Raw genomic sequence first — 19,560 nt, 5'->3', positions numbered from 1 at the left:
CCTAGAGGCACCGGCCCAGGAAGGCGAGGAGCCGTGTCCCGGCGGGCGAGCCGGACGGGACAGCCACCGGTGCACCGAACCGCACGCCCCGGTCCTCCTCCCCCACCACGCACCGGGCGACGGACAGGAGTTCGGCCGCGAGGCCCTCCGGAACGGGCCGCGGCCGACCGCAGGACCGGGCCACGTCCCATCCGTGCACGGTGATCTCGACGGCGCCGACGGCAGCCATCACCCGTACGTCCAGCGGGCGTTCGCCCACCAGCACCCCCTCGGGCGGCCCGGCGGCCCAGGCGCCGAGCACGGCACACGCGCGGGTGCGGAAGCCGCAGACCCGGTCCGTGTGCGGGAGCAGACCGATCCGCCCGCCGCTGAGCCCCTCGTACAGCGCGTCCAGCGAGTCGTCGAGGTGCTCCAGCAGCTCACCCAGATCCCACTCGGCGCACGGCGTACCCCTGTCGAGACTCACGCGCCGCGCCCCGGCCACGCTGCCGAGCGCGTAGGCGAGCGAACGCTCCAGCAACTCCCCGGCGCTCATGACAGCACCTCCGCCCGACCGCCGCAGCAGCCCCTCAGTGGCCTCGCAGGCGCCTCCCGGACCCCGGGGAGCCTGACCGGCCGCGAAGGCCGCACACGGCCCTCCAGCACTGTCGGGTACCTCTCGCCGCGGTTTCCCTGCCTCGCGTCCATCCCCGCTCCCTCCGTCATGGATACAGACCAGGGGCAGGGCGAAAACGCATCGGCCGGCCCCGGAGGATTCCGGAACCGGCCGCATACACACGCGTGGAGGGACTACAGGTCGACTTCCTTCATCAGCATGCCGACCTCGGTGTTGGACAGCCGCCGCAGCCAGCCCGACTTCTGGTCGCCCAGGGTGATGGGACCGAAGGCGACGCGCACCAGCTTGTCGACCGGGAAGCCCGCCTCGGCGAGCATCCGGCGGACGATGTGCTTGCGCCCCTCGTGGAGGGTCACCTCGACGAGGTAGTTCTTGCCGGTCTGCTCGACGACCCGGAAGTGGTCCGCGCGCGCGTACCCGTCCTCCAGCTGGATGCCGTCCTTGAGCTGCTTGCCCAGGTCCCGCGGGATCGGGCCCACGATGTGCGCGAGGTAGACCTTCTTCACGCCGTACTTGGGGTGGGTCAGCCGGTGCGCCAGCTCGCCGTGGTTGGTGAGCAGGATCACGCCCTCGGTCTCGGTGTCGAGCCGTCCCACGTGGAAGAGCCGCGTCTCACGGTTGGTGACGTAGTCGCCGAGGCACTGCCGGCCCTCGTTGTCCTCCATCGTCGAGACGACACCGGCGGGCTTGTTCAGCGAGAAGAACTGGTACGACTGCGTCGCCACGGTCAGGCCGTCGACCTTGACCTCGTCCTTCTCCGGGTCGACCCGCTTGCCCTGCTCCAGCACGATCTCGCCGTTGACCTCGACCCGCGCCTGCTCGATGAGCTCCTCGCAGGACCGCCGCGAGCCGTAGCCCGCGCGCGCGAGGATCTTCTGCAGCCGCTCGCCCTCCTGCTCGGCGCCCGGGAAGGTCTTCGGCGGCTTCACGTCCTTCTTGCCGGCGTACCGCTCCCGGTTGCGCTCCTCGGCCCGGGCGTCGTACTCACGGGAACTCGCCGGAGCCGAACGGCCGCGTCCGGTGCTCTGGCCCTGCTTGGGGCCGCCCTTGGCGCCGCCGCGCGCGGAGGCACCGCGCCCGGACTTCGGTCCTTCGTGGGTGCCGCCGGGGCCCACGTCGTAGCGCCGCTCCTCGGGGCGGGGCTTCTTCGGCCGGCCGCCCTGCTTGTCGTCGCGGTCGTTGCCGGCGCCGCGGTAGTTGCCGCGGCCCCCGCTGCTCCCGCCGCGGCCGCCGCTGTTGCCACCACGGCTCCCGCCGTTGTTTCCGCTGCTGTTCCTGCCGCTGCTGCTTCGCATCAAGTTTCCGTCTAGTTGTCGTCTGGGTCCTCGGAATCCGGAGCGTCCGGATCGAACGACGGTACGGCTTCCTGGGTCTCGGCCTCGATCGCCTCCGCCTCCGGGAGGAAGGGCGCGAGCTCCGGGAGCTCGTCCAGACCGCGCAGGCCCATCCGCTCCAGGAAGTAGTTCGTCGTCACGTACAGGATCGCACCTGTTTCGGGTTCCGTGCCCGCCTCCGCGACCAGGCCCCGCTGGAGGAGGGTGCGCATCACACCGTCACAGTTCACTCCACGCACCGCGGAAACCCTGCTGCGGCTGACCGGCTGACGGTAGGCGACCACCGCCAGAGTCTCCAGCGCCGCCTGGGTGAGCCGGGCCTGCTGGCCGTCCAGGACGAACCGTTCCACGGCCGGGGCGTACGCGGCCCGGGTGTAGAACCGCCATCCGTTCGCGACATGCCGCAGCTCGAAGCCACGCCCCTGGGCGGCGTACTCGCCCGCCAGTTCCCTGAGCGCCCGGGTGATCTGCCGCTTCGGCCGCTCCAGGATCTTCGACAGGTGCTCCTCGGTCGCGGGCTCGTCCACGACCATCAGGACGGCCTCCAGGGCCGGCTTGAGGTCGAGCTCGGCGACGGCCGACAGCCCCGCCGGGACCTCGGTGGTGTCCTCGCTCACGCCTTCTCCTCCTTGGGCGGCTCGGGCGGCCGGTCGAACTCGTCGGTCACCACCGGTTCCGCCTCTCCCTCACCGCCGGTCCACCGCACGAGCAGCTCCCCGAGAGCGGTCTCCTGGTCCAGCGCCACGGCCTTCTCCCGGTACAGCTCCAGCAGCGCCAGGAAGCGCGCCACGACGGTCAGGGTGCCGTCGGCGTCCTCCACCAGCAGCCGGAAACTGGCCTCACCGAGTTCCCTGAGCCGCGCGACCACGATCCCGGCCTGCTCCTGGACGCTCACCAGGGGCGCGTGGATGTGGTCGACGTACACCTGCGGCTTGGGCTTGGGCTGCATCGCCTTCACGGCGAGCTTCGCGAACCCCTCGGGCCCGATGCTGATGACGACCTCGGGCAGCAGCTCGGCGTGGTGCGGTTCGAGTCCGACGGTACGGGGGTAGCGCCGGGCCTCCTCGTCGAGCCGCCGGTTGAAGATGTCGGCGATCTGCTTGTACGCGCGGTACTGGAGCAGCCGCGCGAAGAGCAGGTCCCGGGCCTCCAGCAGCGCCAGGTCGGCCTCGTCCTCCACCTGCGCGGCGGGCAGCAGCCGGGCCGCCTTCAGGTCGAGGAGGGTGGCGGCGACGACGAGGAACTCGGTCGTCTCGTCGAGATCCCAGTCCGGCCCCATGGCCCGGATGTACGTCATGAACTCGTCGGTGACCTTGGAGAGCGCGACCTCGGTCACGTCCAGCTTGTGCTTGGAGATCAGCTGGAGAAGAAGGTCGAAGGGCCCCTCGAAGTTGGCAAGCCGAACCTTGAAGACCCCGTCGGACTCACCACCCCCGGCAGAGCCCTCGGCCGCTACGACGCCCCCCTGCGCGACCTCCGCGTCCGCGTACCCGGCCCCTGCACCCACGCCTTCAGCACCTGCGGGCCCTACCGCCTCCGCCGCCCCGGCCTCGACGTCCGCGACTCCGGTCCCTACGCCCCCGGACCCCACGGCCTCCACAGCCCTGGCCTCAGCGTCGGCAGTTCCGGCCTCTACGACCGCTGCCCCCGCGATCTCCTCAGCTGTGACCTCGGCCCCTGCGCCCGTGGCTTCCGCGCCCTCGGCCCCCGAGACTTCCGCAGTCCCGGCCCGTGCATCCACGGCGTCCGCAGTCCCGGCCTCGGCGTCCACGGCCCCTACGACCTCTGCCGCCCCGGCCCCGATTACCGAAGCCTTCGCGCCCTCGGCCCCCGAGACTTCCGCAGTCCCGGCCCCTGCTGTCTCCGCGGCCCTGGCCTCGACTACCGCAGCACCAGTCCCTACGACCTCGGACCCCGAGCGCCCCGCAGCCGCGGCCTCAGCCCTCGCGCCCGCAGCTTCCGTGCCCTCGGCCCCTGCCGCCCCGGCCTCGACTACCGCGACCCCGGTCTCTACAACCGCGGACCCCGCGACCTCGGCTCCCGCAGCCTCAGCCCTCGCGCCCGCGGCTTCCGCGCCTTCGGCCCCCGCGACTTCCGCCGCCCCGGCCTCAGCGCCCGCGACCCCAGTCCCTACGACCAAGTCATCCGCGACCTCGGCTCCCGCCGTCCCGGCCGCCCTGGGCTCGATCCTCGGGGCCTCCGAGACCGGCGTCCCATCCGAGACCGGCGCCGCCGCATCGTCCCGCTCGACCTGCGGAGCAACCGGTCCCCGCCCCAGCGCACGCCGACGGCCGGCCGTCGCGCCGGAGCCGGGGGGAACGTCGTTCGAGGTCATAGCCCCCGCAGGCTACCGCTACCGCCCGCGCAGCCGGCGGACGAGAATGCTCGCGTCCCCGCGGGACTCCAGATCCGCCAGCACCACGGCGACCGCCTCGCGCACGATCCGCCCGCGGTCCACCGCCAGCCCGTGCTCACCCCGGAGCACCAGACGGGCGTGCTCCAGATCCATGAGCTCCTCGGCCGACACGTACACGGTGATCTTCTCGTCGTGCCGCTCGCGCCCACTGGGCCGCCGGGCGGGCGACCGGCCGCGCTTGCCGCGCGGCTGCGCACCGCCGGAGGCCTGGGCAGAACCTTCCTGCGCCTCCTGACGTCGCGCGGTGCGCTCCGCGGCGGCCGCCCGGAGACGGGACTCGCCCGCCTCCGCGGACTCGGCGTCGGCCGCCACATGCTCGGCCCCGTCGCCGTCCCCGCCCTGTGCGGGCACGGACTGCGGCGCGTCCTCGGCCCCGTCCGGCTCCCCCGCGGGAGCCGGTACCCGGGCCTCGCCGTTGGCCCCCCGCCGGGGAGTGGACGCCTGGAGCGCCATCCCCCCTGTCGTACGGAACAGTTCGTCGGCCCCCGGCAGACTCACTCGGCGTGACACCGGGCGAGCACCTCCCTGGCGAGCTGGCGATAGGCGGCGGCACCGACGGAGTTGGAGGCGTACGTGGTGATCGGCTCACCGGCGACCGTGGTCTCCGGGAAGCGCACCGTGCGCCCGATGACCGTGTGGTACACGTGGTCGTCGAACGCCTCGACCACACGGGCCAGCACCTCACGGCTGTGGACCGTGCGCGAGTCGTACATCGTGGCGAGGATCCCGTCGAGCTCCAGCTCCGGGTTGAGCCGCTCCTGGACCTTCTCGATGGTCTCCGTCAGCAGTGCGACACCACGCAGGGCGAAGAACTCGCACTCCAGAGGCACTATCACCTTGTGCGCGGCCGTCAGGGCGTTGACCGTGAGCAGGCCGAGCGAGGGCTGACAGTCGATCACGATGTAGTCGTAGTCGGCCATGAGCGGCTTCAGGGCACGCTGCAATGTCGACTCTCGGGCGACCTCGGAGACCAGCTGGACCTCCGCCGCCGACAAGTCGATATTGCTCGGCAGCAGGTCCATGTTGGGGACCGCGGTCTTCAGCAGGACCTCGTCGGCCGCCATGCCCCGCTCCATGAGCAGGTTGTAGACGGTGAGGTCGAGCTCCATCGGGTTGACACCGAGACCCACCGACAGCGCGCCCTGCGGGTCGAAGTCCACGAGCAGCACGCGCCGGCCGTACTCCGCGAGCGCGGCACCCAGGTTGATGGTCGACGTCGTCTTGCCCACGCCGCCCTTCTGGTTGCACATCGCGATGATCTTCGCGGGGCCGTGGTCGGTCAGCGGGCCCGGGATCGGGAAGTACGGCAGCGGGCGTCCGGTCGGACCGACGCGCTCGCGGCGCTGACGGGCCGCGTCGGGCGCGAGCGTGGCTGCGTACTCAGGATCCGGCTCGTACTCGGCGTCGGGGTCGTAGAAGTGCCCCTCGGGCAATTCGTCGTAGTCGGCGAAGTGGTTGTGGGGCGCGCCACTTCCGTCGCCGGCCATGGCGTTCACGTGATGGCCATCCATGCTCTGGTGTGCTGTCCGCACGGTCTGCGGACGACTCTGGTGGGCTGCGAAGGTGCGCACCGCGACGGAGCCGACAGCCTCGAACCCTGCGGGGCTCTGGGCCCCGGCAGGCATTCCTGGTTGACCACCCCCGGGAGAAAATGTCGACTCATTCACAAGTCGTCTTACCTCCTTGGTGACCAGGAAACTTCTAGACAAGGTCAGCGTGGCACCATGCCGACGGTTGGCGACTCTATGGCGTGTCGGGTGTTCACAGCAACACAATCCGCCGGACCCGGCAGGATGTGTCGGCAATGAAACATCCCGCTGTCAAGGGCGTACGGCAGTCGCACGGCAGGTTTCGCCGGTGTACGAATCGGTTCAAGGGTTACGTTCGACGCGAGTTGACCGAGAGTCGCAAAGTGACCATACACACATCCGGCCGGACCTTGTGGGGCAAGGTCCGGCCGCATGTGCCTCGTTGACGCGCCTTGTTGACGTATCGCCTTTACGAAAAGGTGACTTAGCTATCGGCCCAGGTCACGGACTCAGCCGAGCAGCGTCTCGAGCTCGGTGTGCTCCAGGCCGTGCGCTTCCGCGACCTCGCGGTAAGCGACCTTGCCGTCATGGGTGTTGAGACCCTTCGCCAGCGCGGGATCCCGGCGCAGCGCCTCCACCCAGCCCCGGTCGGCGAGTTCGACGATGTACGGCAGGGTCGCGTTGGTGAGCGCGTAGGTCGAGGTGTTGGGCACCGCGCCCGGCATGTTGGCGACGCAGTAGAAGACCGAGTCGTGCACCTGGAAGGTCGGCTCGGCGTGCGTGGTCGGCCGGGAGTCCTCGAAGCAGCCGCCCTGGTCGATCGCGATGTCGACAAGGACACTTCCGGGCTTCATCCGGGAGACGAGCTCGTTGGTGACCAGCTTCGGGGCCTTGGCGCCCGGGATGAGCACCGCGCCGATGACGAGGTCGGCGTCGAGGACGGCCTTCTCCAGCTCGAAGGCGTTGGACATGATCGCCCGGACCTTGGTGCCGAAGACCTTGTCGGCCTCGCGCAGCTTGTTGATGTCGCGGTCGAGCAGCGTGACGTGGAAGCCCATGCCGACGGCGATCTGCGTGGCGTTCCAGCCGGAGACACCGCCGCCGATGACGACGGCACGCGCGGGCTGGGTGCCGGGGACACCGCCGGGCAGGACACCGCGGCCGCCGACCGAGCGCATCAGGTGGTAGGCGCCGACCTGCGGGGCGAGCCGGCCCGCGACCTCGGACATCGGGGCGAGCAGCGGGAGCGCGCGGGAGGGCAGCTCGACGGTCTCGTAGGCGATCGCGGTGGTGCCGGACTCGATGAGCGCGTCGGTGCACTCCTTGGAGGCGGCCAGGTGCAGGTAGGTGAAGAGCGTCTGGTCCTTGCGCAGGCGGTGGTACTCCTCGGCGACCGGCTCCTTGACCTTCAGCAGCAGGTCGGCGGTGGCCCACACCTCGTCGGCGGTGTCCAGGATCCGGGCGCCCTCGGCGACGTACTCCTCGTCCGGGATGGAGGAGCCGATACCGGCGCCGCGCTCGATGACGACTTGGTGGCCGTGGCGCACCAGCTCGTGCACACCGGCGGGGGTGATGGCCACCCGGAACTCGTTGTTCTTGACCTCGCGGGGGATGCCGACCTTCACGTGGATCACGGTCCTTGGCTCAGAGTGTGTGGGGCAATACAACACATACCCGGGCATGCGTGAGCACACCAGGAGACACCGCAGGAGAAGGTGCGGCAGAGCCAGTCTAATGAAGGTGTTCCCGCTGTCTAGCCTTTCATTGCATCAATCTTCAGCGGATGTACTACGGATTTCGCAGGCATCAGCGGCGTGTTTCGGATCCTCGGCCTGCTGAGAGGCGGGTTCCTCCTGGGAAAGCTCCTCCCCCAGCAGCCGCTCGGCGGCGCCCCGGTGCAGCTGGGCGGCCGCGGGATCGCCGAGGCGGTCGAGCGTGTCCGCGAGCCGCAGCTGGAGCGCGGCCAGCAGCCGGACGTCCTCGGCCCGCCGTGCGCACTCCACGGCCTCCTGGCAGGTGCGCAGCGACTCCTCGGGGTGTCCGGCGTACTCCTGGACCCGGGCGAGTTCGCTCAACGCCCGCGCGTGGGCCGCGACATCGCCCTCCTTGCGGTGTCCGGCGAGCGCGGCCCGCCAGTTCCTGACCGCCTCGCCGTAGCGGCCCGCGTAGGTGTGCGCGGCGGCGATCCGGCCGTAGAGCCGGGCGGCCTCCGCGCGCTCGTCCCGGGCGAGGCGCTGGGCGAGGGCCCGGCCGAACCAGTCGGCGGCCCGGTCGTAGTCCCCGAGCTCCAGATGCGCGCCGCCTACGGATTCCATCGCGCGGCCGGTCGCGTACGGGTCGTTCGCCTCCCGTCCGGCGTCCAGGGCCGCCCGATAGCGCGCCAGCGCCTCCCGGGTGCGGCCGGTCCCGGCGTCCAGGTCGGCGAGGTTCAGCAGGGCGGCGGCCTTCTCGCGGGGCAGGGCGCGCCGCTCGGCGATGTCGAGGACGAGGCCGTGGATGCCGTAGAGGTCGGGGGCCGCGGCCTTCATGCCGAAGTGGGCCACCATGGTGCGCACGAGCTGCGACATCAGGCGCCTGGCCAGGGTGTCCAGCTCCCCGTCGGCGACCGCGAGGCGGGCCGCGGCGAGCAGGGCGGGCCTGCGGATGCGCAGCCAGTCCTCGGCGGCCCGCGGGTTCGGGAAGCGCACCGAGTTCGGCATGCCCTGGAGCTTCTCGCGGGCGTCGGGACTGTCGGTCTCGGTGATGGCGCGGGAGGACTGGAGCAGCCGTACGGTCCGCTCCAGCATGCGGGCGCGGGCCAGCTGGAGTTCGGCCGGGCGGTCCTGGGTGTCGGCGAGGGCCTTGAGCAGGGGGTACAGACAGCCGGGGACCTCGTACTGCGGCAGGGGCGAGTCCACCGCGTGCAGCAGACCGAGCCCGACGAAGTCGTCCAGGGTGGAGCGGGCGCCGCTCACCGAGCAGCCGGCGAGCGCGGAGGCGGTGTGCGGGTCGAGGAGTCCGGCCGGGGCGAGGGCGAGCAGGCGCAGGGTCCGGGCGGCCGCGGCGGGCAGGGACGCGTAGACGAGCTTGAAGACCCGGCTGAGCGGGCTTCCCTCGTCACTCTCCGCATGCAGTTGCTTGGCCAGATCGGAGACGGCCGCCTTGGGCCGGGCGGCGAGCCAGCCCCCGGCCAGCATCAGCGCGGCGGGGTGGCCCTGGCACTCCTCGACCAGCCCCTCGGCGGCACGGGGGTCCACGGTGATCCGGACCGACCCCGTGTGCCGGGACAGCAGCTCCAGCGCGGACTTGGTGTCGAGCCCCCCGAGGGTGCACGGACGGACGTCCGCGATCCCGGTCAGCGGGCCTCCCGACACGGCCACGACCAGGCATTCCGGGGTGTCCGGAAGCAGGGCGTCCACCTGCTCCGCGGCGACCGCGTCGTCGAGCAGAACGAGCGCGCGACGTTCGGCGAGGGCCTCGCGCAGCACCGCCGTGAGGTCGTCCTCGGCGGCTCCGGCCGGTGCCCGTACGTCGAGCGCGGTGAGCAGTTCCCGGGCGGCGTTCGCGACCGGAACAGGGGTGCCGTCGGGCTCGCTCAGCCGGACGCGCAGCACCCCGTCGCCGTAACGGTCAGCGACCACCCGGACGAGTTCCTCGGCGAGCGCGGTACGGCCGGACCCGGGGCGCCCCGCGATCAGCAGCACGCGCGCGCGGGGTGCCTTCCTACCGGAGAGCGTGTCGAGTCCCGCCCGCTCGATGTCGGCGCGCAGCTCCTTCAACTCCCGTGTCCGGCCCAGGAATCGGCCCTCGTCGGACACCCGTGTGCCGCCTGCGTCCACCGCCTGATCCGTCACGGGCCACACTCCCGTCCCACCGCACGCGCAAAGCCCGCCGGTGACCCCGGTTCGGGCACCAAAAGCCTAGTTCACGCTCTGCAACGTTCCTGGCGGAGCGCGGCGGTGGGGCCGCGAGAGTCCCCCAATCGGATCAACGGATCATAGGATCTCCGAGTTCGGCAGTACCGCCAGGGGCGCGGGGAACTGCGCGATCAACCACAACGAACCCGCACCCGGCAACGGACCGCCACCACAACGGCGCAATCCCGGGAACCCGTCACGCCTCGAAAGGCCGCGCAGGCCACTCCGCCTCAGCGGAACGCAACCCGTCCAACCCGCCGGAGGCCCGCGCCGCGACCAACGACAGAACCCCCACCACCAGGCAGTTGTTGTGCAGCTCCCCCGCCAGCACCCCCCGCACCAGCTCGGCGACCGGCACGCGCGCGTACTCCAGGTCGATCTCCTCGTCCTCGACCTTGAACCGCTCCTCCTGCGCCTCGGACAACCCCGTGGCCAGGAAGATCCGGATCGCCTCGTCACAGCCTCCCGGCGAGGTGTAGACATCCGTCAGCACCCGCCAGTCCTCCGCCTTGACGTGCGCCTCCTCGTACAGCTCGCGCTGGGCCGCGTGCAGCGGATTCTCACCGGGCACGTCCAGCAGCCCCGCCGGGATCTCCCACAGCTTCTGCCGTACGGGATGCCGGTACTGCCGGATGAGCAGGACCCGGTCCTCGTCGTCGAGGGCGAGGACGCCCACGGAACCGGGGTGGACCTGGTAGTCGCGGCCGACCACGGACCCGTCGGGCATGACCACCTCGTCCGTGCGGACGGAGGTCTTGTTGCCCACGAAGGGGGTCTTCGTCGCCCGGATCTCCCACTCCTCCGGAGTGTCCTCGATCGTCATGCCCTGTCCTTCCCCACGTGCGCAAAAGAAGCCGGGACGCTCGCTCTTTGAATGCGCGCGCCCCGGCCACCGTACAACTGTCGTGCTACTTGGAACTCTGCCGCTCCACCGCCGCCTTCACCAGGCCGGCGAACAGCGGGTGCGGCCTGGTCGGACGCGAGCGCAGCTCGGGGTGGGCCTGGGTGGCGACCAGGTACGGGTGGACGTCGCGCGGGTACTCGACGTACTCGACGAGCTTGCCGTCCGGCGAGGTGCCGGAAAACAGGATGCCCGCCTTCTTTTCGAGCTCCGCGCGGTAGGCGTTGTTGACCTCGTAGCGGTGGCGGTGCCGCTCCTCGACGTACTCCTTGCCGTCGTAGACCTCACGGACGATGGAGCCCTCGGCGAGTTTGGCCGGGTACATGCCGAGCCGCATGGTGCCGCCCATGTCGCCCTCGCCGGCGACGATGTCGAGCTGCTCGGCCATGGTGGAGATGACCGGGTGGCCGGTGGCCGAGTCGAACTCGGTGGAGTTGGCGTCCGGGATGTCGGCCAGGTTGCGCGCGGCCTCGATCACGATGCACTGCAGGCCCAGGCACAGGCCCAGCAGCGGGATCCTGTTCTCGCGGGCGTACTTGATCGCGCCGACCTTGCCGAGCACACCGCGGTCGCCGAAGCCGCCCGGGATGCAGATGCCGTCGACGTCGGCGAGCTGCGCCGCGGCACCGGCCGGGGTCTTGCAGTCGTCGGAGGTGACCCACTTGATCTTGACGCGGGCCTTGTTGGCGAAGCCGCCCGCGCGCAGCGCCTCGGTGACCGAGAGGTAGGCGTCGGGCAGGTCGATGTACTTGCCGACCAGGGCGAGGGTGATCTCGTGGTCGGGGTTGTGGACGCGGTCGAGCAGGTCGTCCCAGGTCGTCCAGTCCACGTCCCGGAAGGGCAGGTCCAGCTTGCGGACGACATAGGCGTCCAGGCCCTCGCCGTGCACGGTCTTCGGGATGTCGTAGATCGAACGGGCGTCGGGGCAGGCGACCACGGCGGCTTCGTCGACGTCGCACATCAGCGAGATCTTGCGCTTGATGGCGGTCGGCACCTCGCGGTCGCAGCGCAGCACGATGGCGTCCGGCTGGATACCGATGTTGCGCAGGGCCGCAACCGAGTGCTGGGTCGGCTTCGTCTTCAGCTCTCCCGACGGGCCGATGTACGGCAGGAGGGAAATGTGGACGACGAAGACGTTGTCACGGCCGACCTCGTGACGGACCTGGCGGACCGTCTCCAGGAACGGCAGCGACTCGATGTCGCCCACCGTGCCGCCGACCTCGGTGATGACGACGTCGACCTCGTCGGTCGCCATGCGCCGGATGCGGTGCTTGATCTCGTTGGTGATGTGCGGGATGACCTGGACGGTGTCGCCGAGGTACTCGCCGCGCCGCTCCTTGGCGATCACCGTGTTGTAGACCTGGCCGGTGGTGACGTTGGCGGAGCCGTCGAGGTCACGGTCGAGGAAGCGCTCGTAGTGGCCGATGTCCAGGTCGGTCTCGGCGCCGTCGTTGGTGACGAACACCTCACCGTGCTGGAAGGGGTTCATCGTGCCCGGGTCGACGTTGAGGTACGGGTCGAGCTTCTGCATCACGACGCGCAGGCCCCGCGCCTTGAGCAGCATGCCGAGGCTGGAGGCCGTCAGTCCCTTGCCGAGCGAGGAGGCGACACCCCCAGTGACGAAGATGTGCTTGGTCGTCGTGGCAGTGCTGTTTCGAAAAGCAGCGGTCATGGCCAAGAGGGGGCTCCCGTGGTCGCGATCTGGAGGTGCGGTTCGGGGGTCAGACGCCCACCGGTCCACGGGCTACCAGGGTATCAGCGCCTCGGGGAGATGGCTTCCGGCCACGCTCCGCACACACACGGACACGGACCCGCACGAACGCACCCGCTTCTCACCCGTTGCTCACCCGTTCGGCCCAGCCGCGTTGCCCGGAGCGGCACACAGATCATCTACGTGCGTCGTATCCTGCTCGGACACTCGCTGCCGAGCCCGGCCGGAAACTCGGGACCACCCCCACCCGTAAGTGCCGGAACAACGAGAGCTCGTCAGTTCGTTGAGCAACAGTTGTCGTTTTGCCTCACAGCGGCAGGACTGTTTTGCTTCACCGCTCAACGACGCATTACAACGACCCCCTTGACCGCACCAAGCGACAGCCCCCTTTTTCCCTGAGGGGGTGACGTGGCCGTTCGACTGGAGTTGCACGTGGCCGGGCGCATCGAAGACTACGCACTCATCGGAGACATGCAGACCGCAGCCCTGGTCTGCCGGGACGGCACGGTGGACTGGCTGTGCCTGCCCCGCTTCGACTCGCATGCCATCTTCGCCGGCCTGCTGGGCACCGAGGAACACGGCTTCTGGCGCCTCGGCCCCGCGCACGCGGCCGACGCCGAGCCCCCCACCGCGGCCCGGCGCACCTACCGCGGCGACTCGCTGATCCTGGAATCGGAGTGGGACACCTCACGCGGCACGGTCCGGGTGACCGATTTCATGCCCCCGCGTGACGGCGCTCCCCAGCTCATCCGGATCGTGGAGGGCGTCTCGGGCCGCGTGCCCATGCGTTCGGCCCTGCGGATGCGTTTCTCGTACGGCCGTGTCGTCCCGTGGGTCCACAAGCACGAGGGGCGCACGGTCGCCGTGGCGGGCCCGGACTCGGTGTGGTTCGACACCGACTGCGAGACGTACGGCAAGTCCCTGACGACGTACTCCGACTTCACGGTCGCCCCGGGTGACCGGATCGCGTTCACCATCTCCTGGGAGCCCTCGCACAAGCAGCCGCCGCCGCTGCCGGAGCCCGAGCAGTCCCTGGAGGCCACCGAGGACTTCTGGCGCGAGTGGGTCGAGCACTGTACGTACCACGGCCCCTACCGCGAGGCCGTCATCCGCTCGCTGATCACGCTCAAGGCGCTGACGTACGCCCCCACCGGCGGCATCGTCGCGGCCCCGACGACCTCCCTGCCCGAGGACATCGGCGGCGTCCGCAACTGGGACTACCGCTACACCTGGCTGCGCGACGCGGCCATCACCCTCTCCTCGCTGCTGCGCACCGGCTACCGCGAGGAGGCCCGCGCCTGGCGCGAGTGGCTTCTGCGGGCCGTCGCGGGCGACCCCGAGAACCTGCAGATCATGTACGGCATCGCGGGCGAGCGGGAACTGGGCGAGGCCGAGCTGGACTGGCTGCCGGGATACGAGAACTCGGGCCCCGTCCGGGTCGGCAACGGCGCCGCGCACCAGCTCCAGCTCGACGTGTACGGCGAGGTCACCGAGGCCCTGCACCTGGCCCACATGACGGGCCTGTCCCGCAACGACTACGCCTCCCTGCTCCAGCTCAAGCTGATCCGCTACCTGGAGCAGCACTGGGACGAGCCGGACGAGGGCATCTGGGAGGTGCGCGGCCCGCGCCGGCACTTCGTGCACTCCAAGGTGATGGCCTGGGTCGCCGTGGACCGCACCATCAAGCTGATCGAGTCCGGAGACGCGGACGGCCCGCTGGAGAAGTGGCGCGAGCTGCGCGACGACATCCACCGGGACGTGTGCGAGAAGGGCTACGACAAGGAGCGCAACACCTTCACGCAGTCGTACGGCTCGAAGGAGCTGGACGCCTCTTTGCTGCTGATCCCGCAGATGGGCTTCCTGCCGCCGGACGACAAGCGGGTCATCGGCACCATCGAGGCGATCCAGCGTGAGCTGTCCACGTCGGACGGGTTCATCCTGCGCTACCCCACCACCAGCGGCGACGAGAACGTCGACGGCCTCCCCGGCGACGAAGGGGCCTTCCTGGCCTGCTCGTTCTGGATGGCGGACGACCTCGCGATGATCGGCCGCGTGGACGAGGCCCGCAAGCTCTTCGAGAAGCTGCTGTCCCTGCGCAACGACCTCGGTCTGCTCGCCGAGGAGTGGGACCCGCGCCTGCAGCGCCAGGTCGGCAACTTCCCGCAGGCCTTCAGCCACGTCCCGCTCATCGACACGGCCCTGCGTCTGACGGCGTCGGGGGCGTACGGCGGCTGACCCTCACCCCGCAGGACCCGGATCTCTTCCGGGTCCTGCGGGGCGGCGGCTTCGGCTCAGGCCGGCCTGAGCGCCGTCAGCGTGCGTTCGCCGCCCGGGTCCCCCGCCGTGGCCGGTACGAGGGCGATCTCGTCGAGCCCGGCCTCCGCGTAGGCGTCGATCCGGGCCCGTACGGCGTCCAGGTCGCCCACCAGCCCGACCGTGCCAGCGGCCGCCGCGGGCAGGGCCCGCACCAGGGTCTGCCGGTCCGCCCCGCCCGCGGCCAGCTCCACGGCATCCCCGAACCCCGCCTCGGCGAAGACCTCGCTGTAGCCCGGCACGGTCAGATATCCGGCGATGCCGCCCAGCACCTGCGCCAGCGACCGCGGGTCGGGGTCGACGGCCGCCGGCAGCCAGGCGGCGAGCGAGGGGCGCGTACGGCCCGCCTTCCCGGCCGCCGCGTCCAGCTGCGCGCGAAGCGCCCGCACCTGCGCCGGGGAGACCACGTCCAGCAGCATGCGTTCGGCGTGCGCGGCGGCCGTGGCGATCGCGCGGGGCCCGAACGCGGCGACGGTGAGCGGCCCGCCGGGCGGGGGCAGACGGCGGTGGAAGGGGCTGCCGGGCACGACCGGCTCGCCCGGAGAGGCGTGCAGAAAGCGTCGTACGGCCGCCGCCTGCTCCTCCAGTACGGCGGCGGGCCGGGCCCGGGGCCGGTCGTGCACGCCCTCGACCACCCGCTTGCTGGACGTGCCCAGTGCCACCCCGACCGGGCGGCCGACGAGGGCCGCGACCGAGGCGGCACCGCGGGCCGTGGTGTACGGGTCGCGCACGTTCACCGGGACCGGACCCGCGGTCAGCGCGACCCGCTCGGTGGCCCGCCCGATCGCGGTGGCGAGGACGAAGGAGTCCCACGTCGGGCCCTCCCCCGCCCACACCTCCCGGTACCCGAGCCGGTCGGCCGCCACCGCCACCCTGAGCGGCTCCCCGACCGGACTGTCGTCCTCCCGTGCCACGGCCACCACGCTGAAGTCCATGCGCGGCCGCTACCCCACCGCGGCCCCGGGCACGCCTCGGGTAGCGTCCGGCTCATGGACAGCGGCACGAACAGCGGTTTCGACACCCAGGGCGCCGGGATCACCGTGCAGCGCGCACTGGAGCTGCCCGGTCTGCGCAGCGGGCTCCCGGAGATCCTCGCGGGCGCGGACCGGCTGCAGCGGACCGTGCGCTGGGTGCACGCGGGAGAGGTGCCGAACATCGCTTCCCTGCTGAAGGGCGGGGAGCTGCTGCTGACCACCGGTTACGGGCTCGGCACCCGTCCGGCCGAACAGCGGGCGTTCGTGCGCACCCTGGCCGAGCGCGGCATCGCGGCCCTGGTCGTCGAGCTGGGCCCGCGTTTCACCCGGCTGCCCGCGGCCCTCGTCGACACGGCCCGCACCACCGGCCTGCCCCTCGTCCAACTGCACCGCGAGGTGCCGTTCGTGGCGGTCACCGAGGAGATCCACACCGAGATCGTCAACGGCCACTACGCGCTGCTCCAGCGGGCCGAGGAGGTGCACCGCCGCTGTACCGAGGCCCTGCTGGGCGGCGGCGGCATCCCTCAGGTGCTCGGCATCCTGGCCGACTTCAGCGGCAACCCGGTCTTCCTGGAGACGACGGACGGGCAGCTCCTGTACGCGGCCGGGGAGGGTCCCGAGGGCGCCGACCCGCTGCAGGTCTGGGAGGGGCTGCGGGGCCAGCACAAGGACACCCCGCCGGCCGGCTCGGCTCTGGTGGACGTCCCCGGGGGCGGGCCCGGCGCGGGATCTGTACGGGCGCGGCTGGTCCTGCTTCCCGTACGGGCCCCGCTGGCCCCCGTGCACCGCATGGCGGCCGAACGCGCGGCGGGCATCCTGGCCGTCGTCCTGATGCAGGCCCGCCAGGAGGAGGAGCTGGCGGCCCGCGGCCGCGGCGACTTCCTGACCGACCTCGCCGAGGGCCGCATCACCCCGGAGGACGCGCCGGCACAGGCGCGCGTGCTGGGCTTCAAGCCGGGCAGCGGGCCGCTGCTGCCCGTGGTGATGCGGCTCGGCGACGCTCTCGCGCCCGGCGGCGGCTGGGCGGTGCTGGCCCGCGCGGTCTCCGAGGAGCTGGCCTCGGTCGGCGTGCCGGTCCTGCTGGGCGTCCGGCCTGTCGAGGGCCGGGTGCCGGTCCTGCTCGGCCTGCGCTCGGAGTCGGAGCGGTCGGCGGTCGCGGACCGGGTCGCGGCGGCGCTGCGGGCGGGCGTGGAGCGGGCCGGGATGCAACGCCCGGGCGCCCAGCCGCCGGTCGTGGTCGTCGGAGTCGCCGGCGGCTGGGCGGCGGCCTCGGCGGGCCTGCGGCACGCGGCCGAGACGGCGACGGCGGCACAGGGCCTGTCGGACCGTCCCTGGTACGACGCCCGTCGCCTCGACATCGACCTGCTGCTGTGGCGGCTGCGCGACCACCCGGACCTCGCGGCTTTCGTGGACCGCGCCATCGGCCCGCTGCGTGCCCACGACGACCGCTCCAAGCCGCCCCTGCTGCCGACCCTGCAGACCTATCTGGCCCACGCGGGCCGCAAGGCGGAGACGGCCCGCGAGCTCCACCTCAACCGGCAGACCCTGTACAACCGCCTCGCCCGCATCGGCGAGTTGCTGGGCACGGACCTCGACGACCCGCAGACCGTACTGGCGTTGAGCCTGGCGCTGCGGGCACGCCGGCACGTGCCCTAGGGTCTGTCGTTTGGATCAGCCCGGCGTCGCCAGAAAAGCACCGCACCTCACGGCCGGCCTGACCCAAACGACAGACCCTAGCCCGCTTCGAACGGGCTCTCAGATGAGCGGCCGGGGCTGGGTCAACTCGTCGTAGACGCTGAGCACTTGCGCGACGGTCTCGTCCTCCGTCGGCCAGGTGGCCGCCTGCCGCACCCCTCGTTCCTTCAGCAGCTCACAGCGCTCGGGATCGCCGAGCAGCCGTACGACGGCCTCGGCGAGCGCCTCCGGGTCGCCGTACGGGACGAGTTCGGCCGCGTCGCCGACGAGTTCGGGGATGCCGCCGACCTCGGTCGCGACAAGCGGCACCCGCGCGTGGAGGGCCTCCTGGGCGAGCACCGAGCGCGCCTCCCAACGGCTGGGCAGGAGGGCGAGATCGGCGGCGGTGAGCAGTTCGGAGATGTCGTCGCGCCGGCCGATGAGCCGAACCGGCAGCCCTTCTGTCTCGATACGGCTCTGCAGGACCGCCCGCAGCGGCCCTTCCCCGGCGACGACGAGCAGCGGCAGCGGGTCGAGACGGCGCCACGCGCGGGTGGCGTCCAGGAGTGTCTCGTAGCCCTTGTGCCGCTCCAGGGCGCCGACCGCCATCAGCAACGGCCGCCCGATGGCGCCGAGTTCGGCCCGCACCTTGGGACGCAGCCGGTCGGGGTCCTCCTGCTCGACGACTCCGCGCGGCCCGGGCAGGGCGACTGCGGCGAGTCGCGCGTCCCGGGCCCCGGTCCTGCGGGCCCGGTCCACGAGCGCCGAGGTGGACCCCAGGACCACGGAGGCCGCCTTCACGACCCGGCGTTCCAGAAGGCGCACGAAATGTGCCCGCGCCCCCTCCGCGTACGCCCGGTCGTGCCAGGTGACGACGAGCGGGGTCCGCCGCCCGCTGAGCGCGAGCACCGCGCGGAACGAGGCGTGCAGCCCGTGCGCGTGCACCAGATCGGCGTCCGCGCAGGCCGCCCGCAGCACGGCCACGGAGGTCGGGTCGCTGCTGCGCGGTACGTGCACGTGTTCGGCACCGGCCCCGGAGAAGTCGTAGGAGCGATCCGCCTCGGCGGGGGCGCACACCGTCACCCGCACGCCCCGCGCGACGAGCCCCGAGGTCAGGGAGCGCACATGTGCGCTGCTGCCGGCATTGCCGCCGCCCAGCACCTGCACGGTGCGCAGCGGCGACTGGCCGTGCGGTGAGTGGCTGCTCACGGGGGTCACGTGGCCGGGCTCCTGGTTCGGGTCGGTCGGTCACGAGGAAACGTACAGAAGGGATCGAGCGGAGGGGTGTACCGCGCGCTTCCTACGCGTGACAGGTTCTCTGCCAAGGATGCCAGGACGTACGGGTGTTCCGTGCATGCGGCGAAAGAGGGACGGGCGTGCCCGGCGCGTCGGGGTCACTCACAAGAGTGACGGGACCCCTCTTCCGACCCGAAGCTGTCCGACCCGAGGGGGCGCGGGCGACCGCGCGAGAATCCCCACCCGCCCGCAGCCGACACACGACTCACCTGATCCCCCCGGACAGCCGCGGCGACAACGGCGGCCGCATGCGCGAGGAGCCCCGCCCTCCCGCTCCCGGCGACGACAGCCGCTCCCCACGCCGCCCCCAACGCATGCGCCCCCACATCGCCGATCATCGCGCGCTCACCGAGGTCGTCCGGCAACAGGGCCGCCGCGGCGCCCACGGCGACGCCGGCCAACTCCGACCTCGCCATCCCCGGCACCCCGAACGCGAGCACCGCCCCGGCCGCCCGACCGGGGCGTACGTCCACGAGGTTGACGAAATGGGCGGCTCCCGCGATCACCACACCCGCGAGCGCCTTGTCGACGACCCGCTCCTTCATCAACGCGCCCGCGACCAGCCCGGCGGCCGAGATCCCGAACAACTTGACGGCCCCGCTGGTGACTTCACCGTCCCGCAGCGCGCCCAGATGCGCCCGGAACCCCCGCCGGTGGTCCCCGGCGAGGTCGTCGTACGCCCCGCAGAGCCCGGCGACGGCGACCGCCCACCCGGCGGCGGGCCGTATCCGCGCCGCGCCCAGGGCCACCGCCACGGCGGCCGCGGGCCCGGCGTACAACTCGACCGTCCGCCCGGCGTAGTTCGTCCGCTCCCACCGCTCCCGCCCGCCCGGCACCCTGGCGCGAAGGACGGCCGTCCCGGCGCGCGTCAGGGCAGCGGTGACCACGAGGGACGTACCC

15 protein-coding genes are annotated in these 19,560 nt (G+C 71.9%); 2 read left to right on the top strand and 13 right to left on the bottom strand.

Annotation, left to right across the window (positions count from 1 at the left end; translation table 11 throughout):
• Nucleotide 1 precedes the first annotated feature (1 nt).
• From AQI94_RS34465 to AQI94_RS34420, 10 genes are all read right to left on the bottom strand, one after another.
• Nucleotides 2-535: a TIGR03086 family metal-binding protein gene (locus AQI94_RS34465; protein ID WP_031059448.1), complete on the bottom strand. Its 534-nt coding sequence runs from the start codon at nucleotides 533-535 to the stop codon at nucleotides 2-4.
• A 254-nt stretch (nucleotides 536-789) separates the two neighbouring features.
• Nucleotides 790-1,911, bottom strand: coding sequence for a pseudouridine synthase (locus tag AQI94_RS34460; protein WP_031059446.1), 1,122 nt, complete (start codon nucleotides 1,909-1,911; stop codon nucleotides 790-792).
• A gap of 11 nt (nucleotides 1,912-1,922) precedes the next feature.
• On the bottom strand, nucleotides 1,923-2,567 hold the full coding sequence (scpB, locus tag AQI94_RS34455) for an SMC-Scp complex subunit ScpB (protein WP_031059444.1): 645 nt from the start codon (nucleotides 2,565-2,567) through the stop codon (nucleotides 1,923-1,925).
• Complete coding sequence (locus tag AQI94_RS46090) at nucleotides 2,564-3,457, bottom strand: segregation and condensation protein A (RefSeq protein WP_051832960.1); 894 nt, start codon at nucleotides 3,455-3,457, stop codon at nucleotides 2,564-2,566. The genes scpB and AQI94_RS46090 overlap by 4 nt, the downstream gene beginning before the upstream one ends.
• Nucleotides 3,458-4,303: 846 nt before the next feature.
• Entirely contained in the window at nucleotides 4,304-4,876 is a 573-nt protein-coding gene (locus AQI94_RS34445) for a hypothetical protein (RefSeq protein ID WP_031059442.1), read from the bottom strand.
• Nucleotides 4,861-5,991, bottom strand: coding sequence for a ParA family protein (locus tag AQI94_RS34440; RefSeq protein WP_020117888.1), 1,131 nt, complete (start codon nucleotides 5,989-5,991; stop codon nucleotides 4,861-4,863). The genes AQI94_RS34445 and AQI94_RS34440 overlap by 16 nt, the downstream gene beginning before the upstream one ends.
• A 413-nt stretch (nucleotides 5,992-6,404) precedes the next feature.
• The gene (gene ald, locus AQI94_RS34435; RefSeq protein ID WP_107064352.1) at nucleotides 6,405-7,520 is read right to left on the bottom strand and encodes an alanine dehydrogenase; all 1,116 of its coding nucleotides are present in this window, start codon (nucleotides 7,518-7,520) and stop codon (nucleotides 6,405-6,407) included.
• A gap of 144 nt (nucleotides 7,521-7,664) precedes the next feature.
• Entirely contained in the window at nucleotides 7,665-9,728 is a 2,064-nt protein-coding gene (locus tag AQI94_RS34430) for a tetratricopeptide repeat protein (RefSeq protein WP_031059440.1), read from the bottom strand.
• A gap of 259 nt (nucleotides 9,729-9,987) precedes the next feature.
• On the bottom strand, nucleotides 9,988-10,614 hold the full coding sequence (locus AQI94_RS34425; RefSeq protein ID WP_031059439.1) for an NUDIX domain-containing protein: 627 nt from the start codon (nucleotides 10,612-10,614) through the stop codon (nucleotides 9,988-9,990).
• 85 nt (nucleotides 10,615-10,699) lie between these two features.
• Nucleotides 10,700-12,364, bottom strand: a complete 1,665-nt coding sequence (locus AQI94_RS34420; RefSeq protein WP_031059438.1) for a CTP synthase — start codon at nucleotides 12,362-12,364, stop codon at nucleotides 10,700-10,702.
• Nucleotides 12,365-12,835: 471 nt separating this feature from the next.
• Between AQI94_RS34420 and AQI94_RS34415 the strand changes: the two genes are divergently transcribed.
• On the top strand, nucleotides 12,836-14,638 hold the full coding sequence (locus tag AQI94_RS34415; RefSeq protein ID WP_062230089.1) for a glycoside hydrolase family 15 protein: 1,803 nt from the start codon (nucleotides 12,836-12,838) through the stop codon (nucleotides 14,636-14,638).
• A 56-nt stretch (nucleotides 14,639-14,694) separates the two neighbouring features.
• Here AQI94_RS34415 and AQI94_RS34410 read toward each other — a convergent pair whose 3' ends face one another.
• Complete coding sequence (locus tag AQI94_RS34410; protein WP_062230087.1) at nucleotides 14,695-15,651, bottom strand: LLM class F420-dependent oxidoreductase; 957 nt, start codon at nucleotides 15,649-15,651, stop codon at nucleotides 14,695-14,697.
• Nucleotides 15,652-15,705: 54 nt separating this feature from the next.
• Between AQI94_RS34410 and AQI94_RS34405 the strand changes: the two genes are divergently transcribed.
• On the top strand, nucleotides 15,706-17,346 hold the full coding sequence (locus AQI94_RS34405; RefSeq protein ID WP_062230085.1) for a PucR family transcriptional regulator: 1,641 nt from the start codon (nucleotides 15,706-15,708) through the stop codon (nucleotides 17,344-17,346).
• A gap of 99 nt (nucleotides 17,347-17,445) precedes the next feature.
• Here the strand turns inward: AQI94_RS34405 and AQI94_RS34400 are convergent, their stop codons facing one another.
• Both AQI94_RS34400 and AQI94_RS34395 read right to left on the bottom strand, forming a co-directional pair.
• A complete protein-coding gene (locus tag AQI94_RS34400) occupies nucleotides 17,446-18,582 on the bottom strand; it encodes a glycosyltransferase family 4 protein (protein WP_031062034.1) in 1,137 nt (378 codons plus the stop codon).
• A gap of 176 nt (nucleotides 18,583-18,758) precedes the next feature.
• Nucleotides 18,759-19,547, bottom strand: coding sequence for a hypothetical protein (locus tag AQI94_RS34395; RefSeq protein WP_225890374.1), 789 nt, complete (start codon nucleotides 19,545-19,547; stop codon nucleotides 18,759-18,761).
• Nucleotides 19,548-19,560 lie beyond the last annotated feature (13 nt).

Source organism: Streptomyces pseudovenezuelae (genome assembly GCF_001513955.1).
Taxonomy (GTDB): domain Bacteria; phylum Actinomycetota; class Actinomycetes; order Streptomycetales; family Streptomycetaceae; genus Streptomyces; species Streptomyces pseudovenezuelae.
Note: the sequence above shows the minus strand (reverse complement) of the source record. Positions and strands in the feature narration are given on the sequence as shown.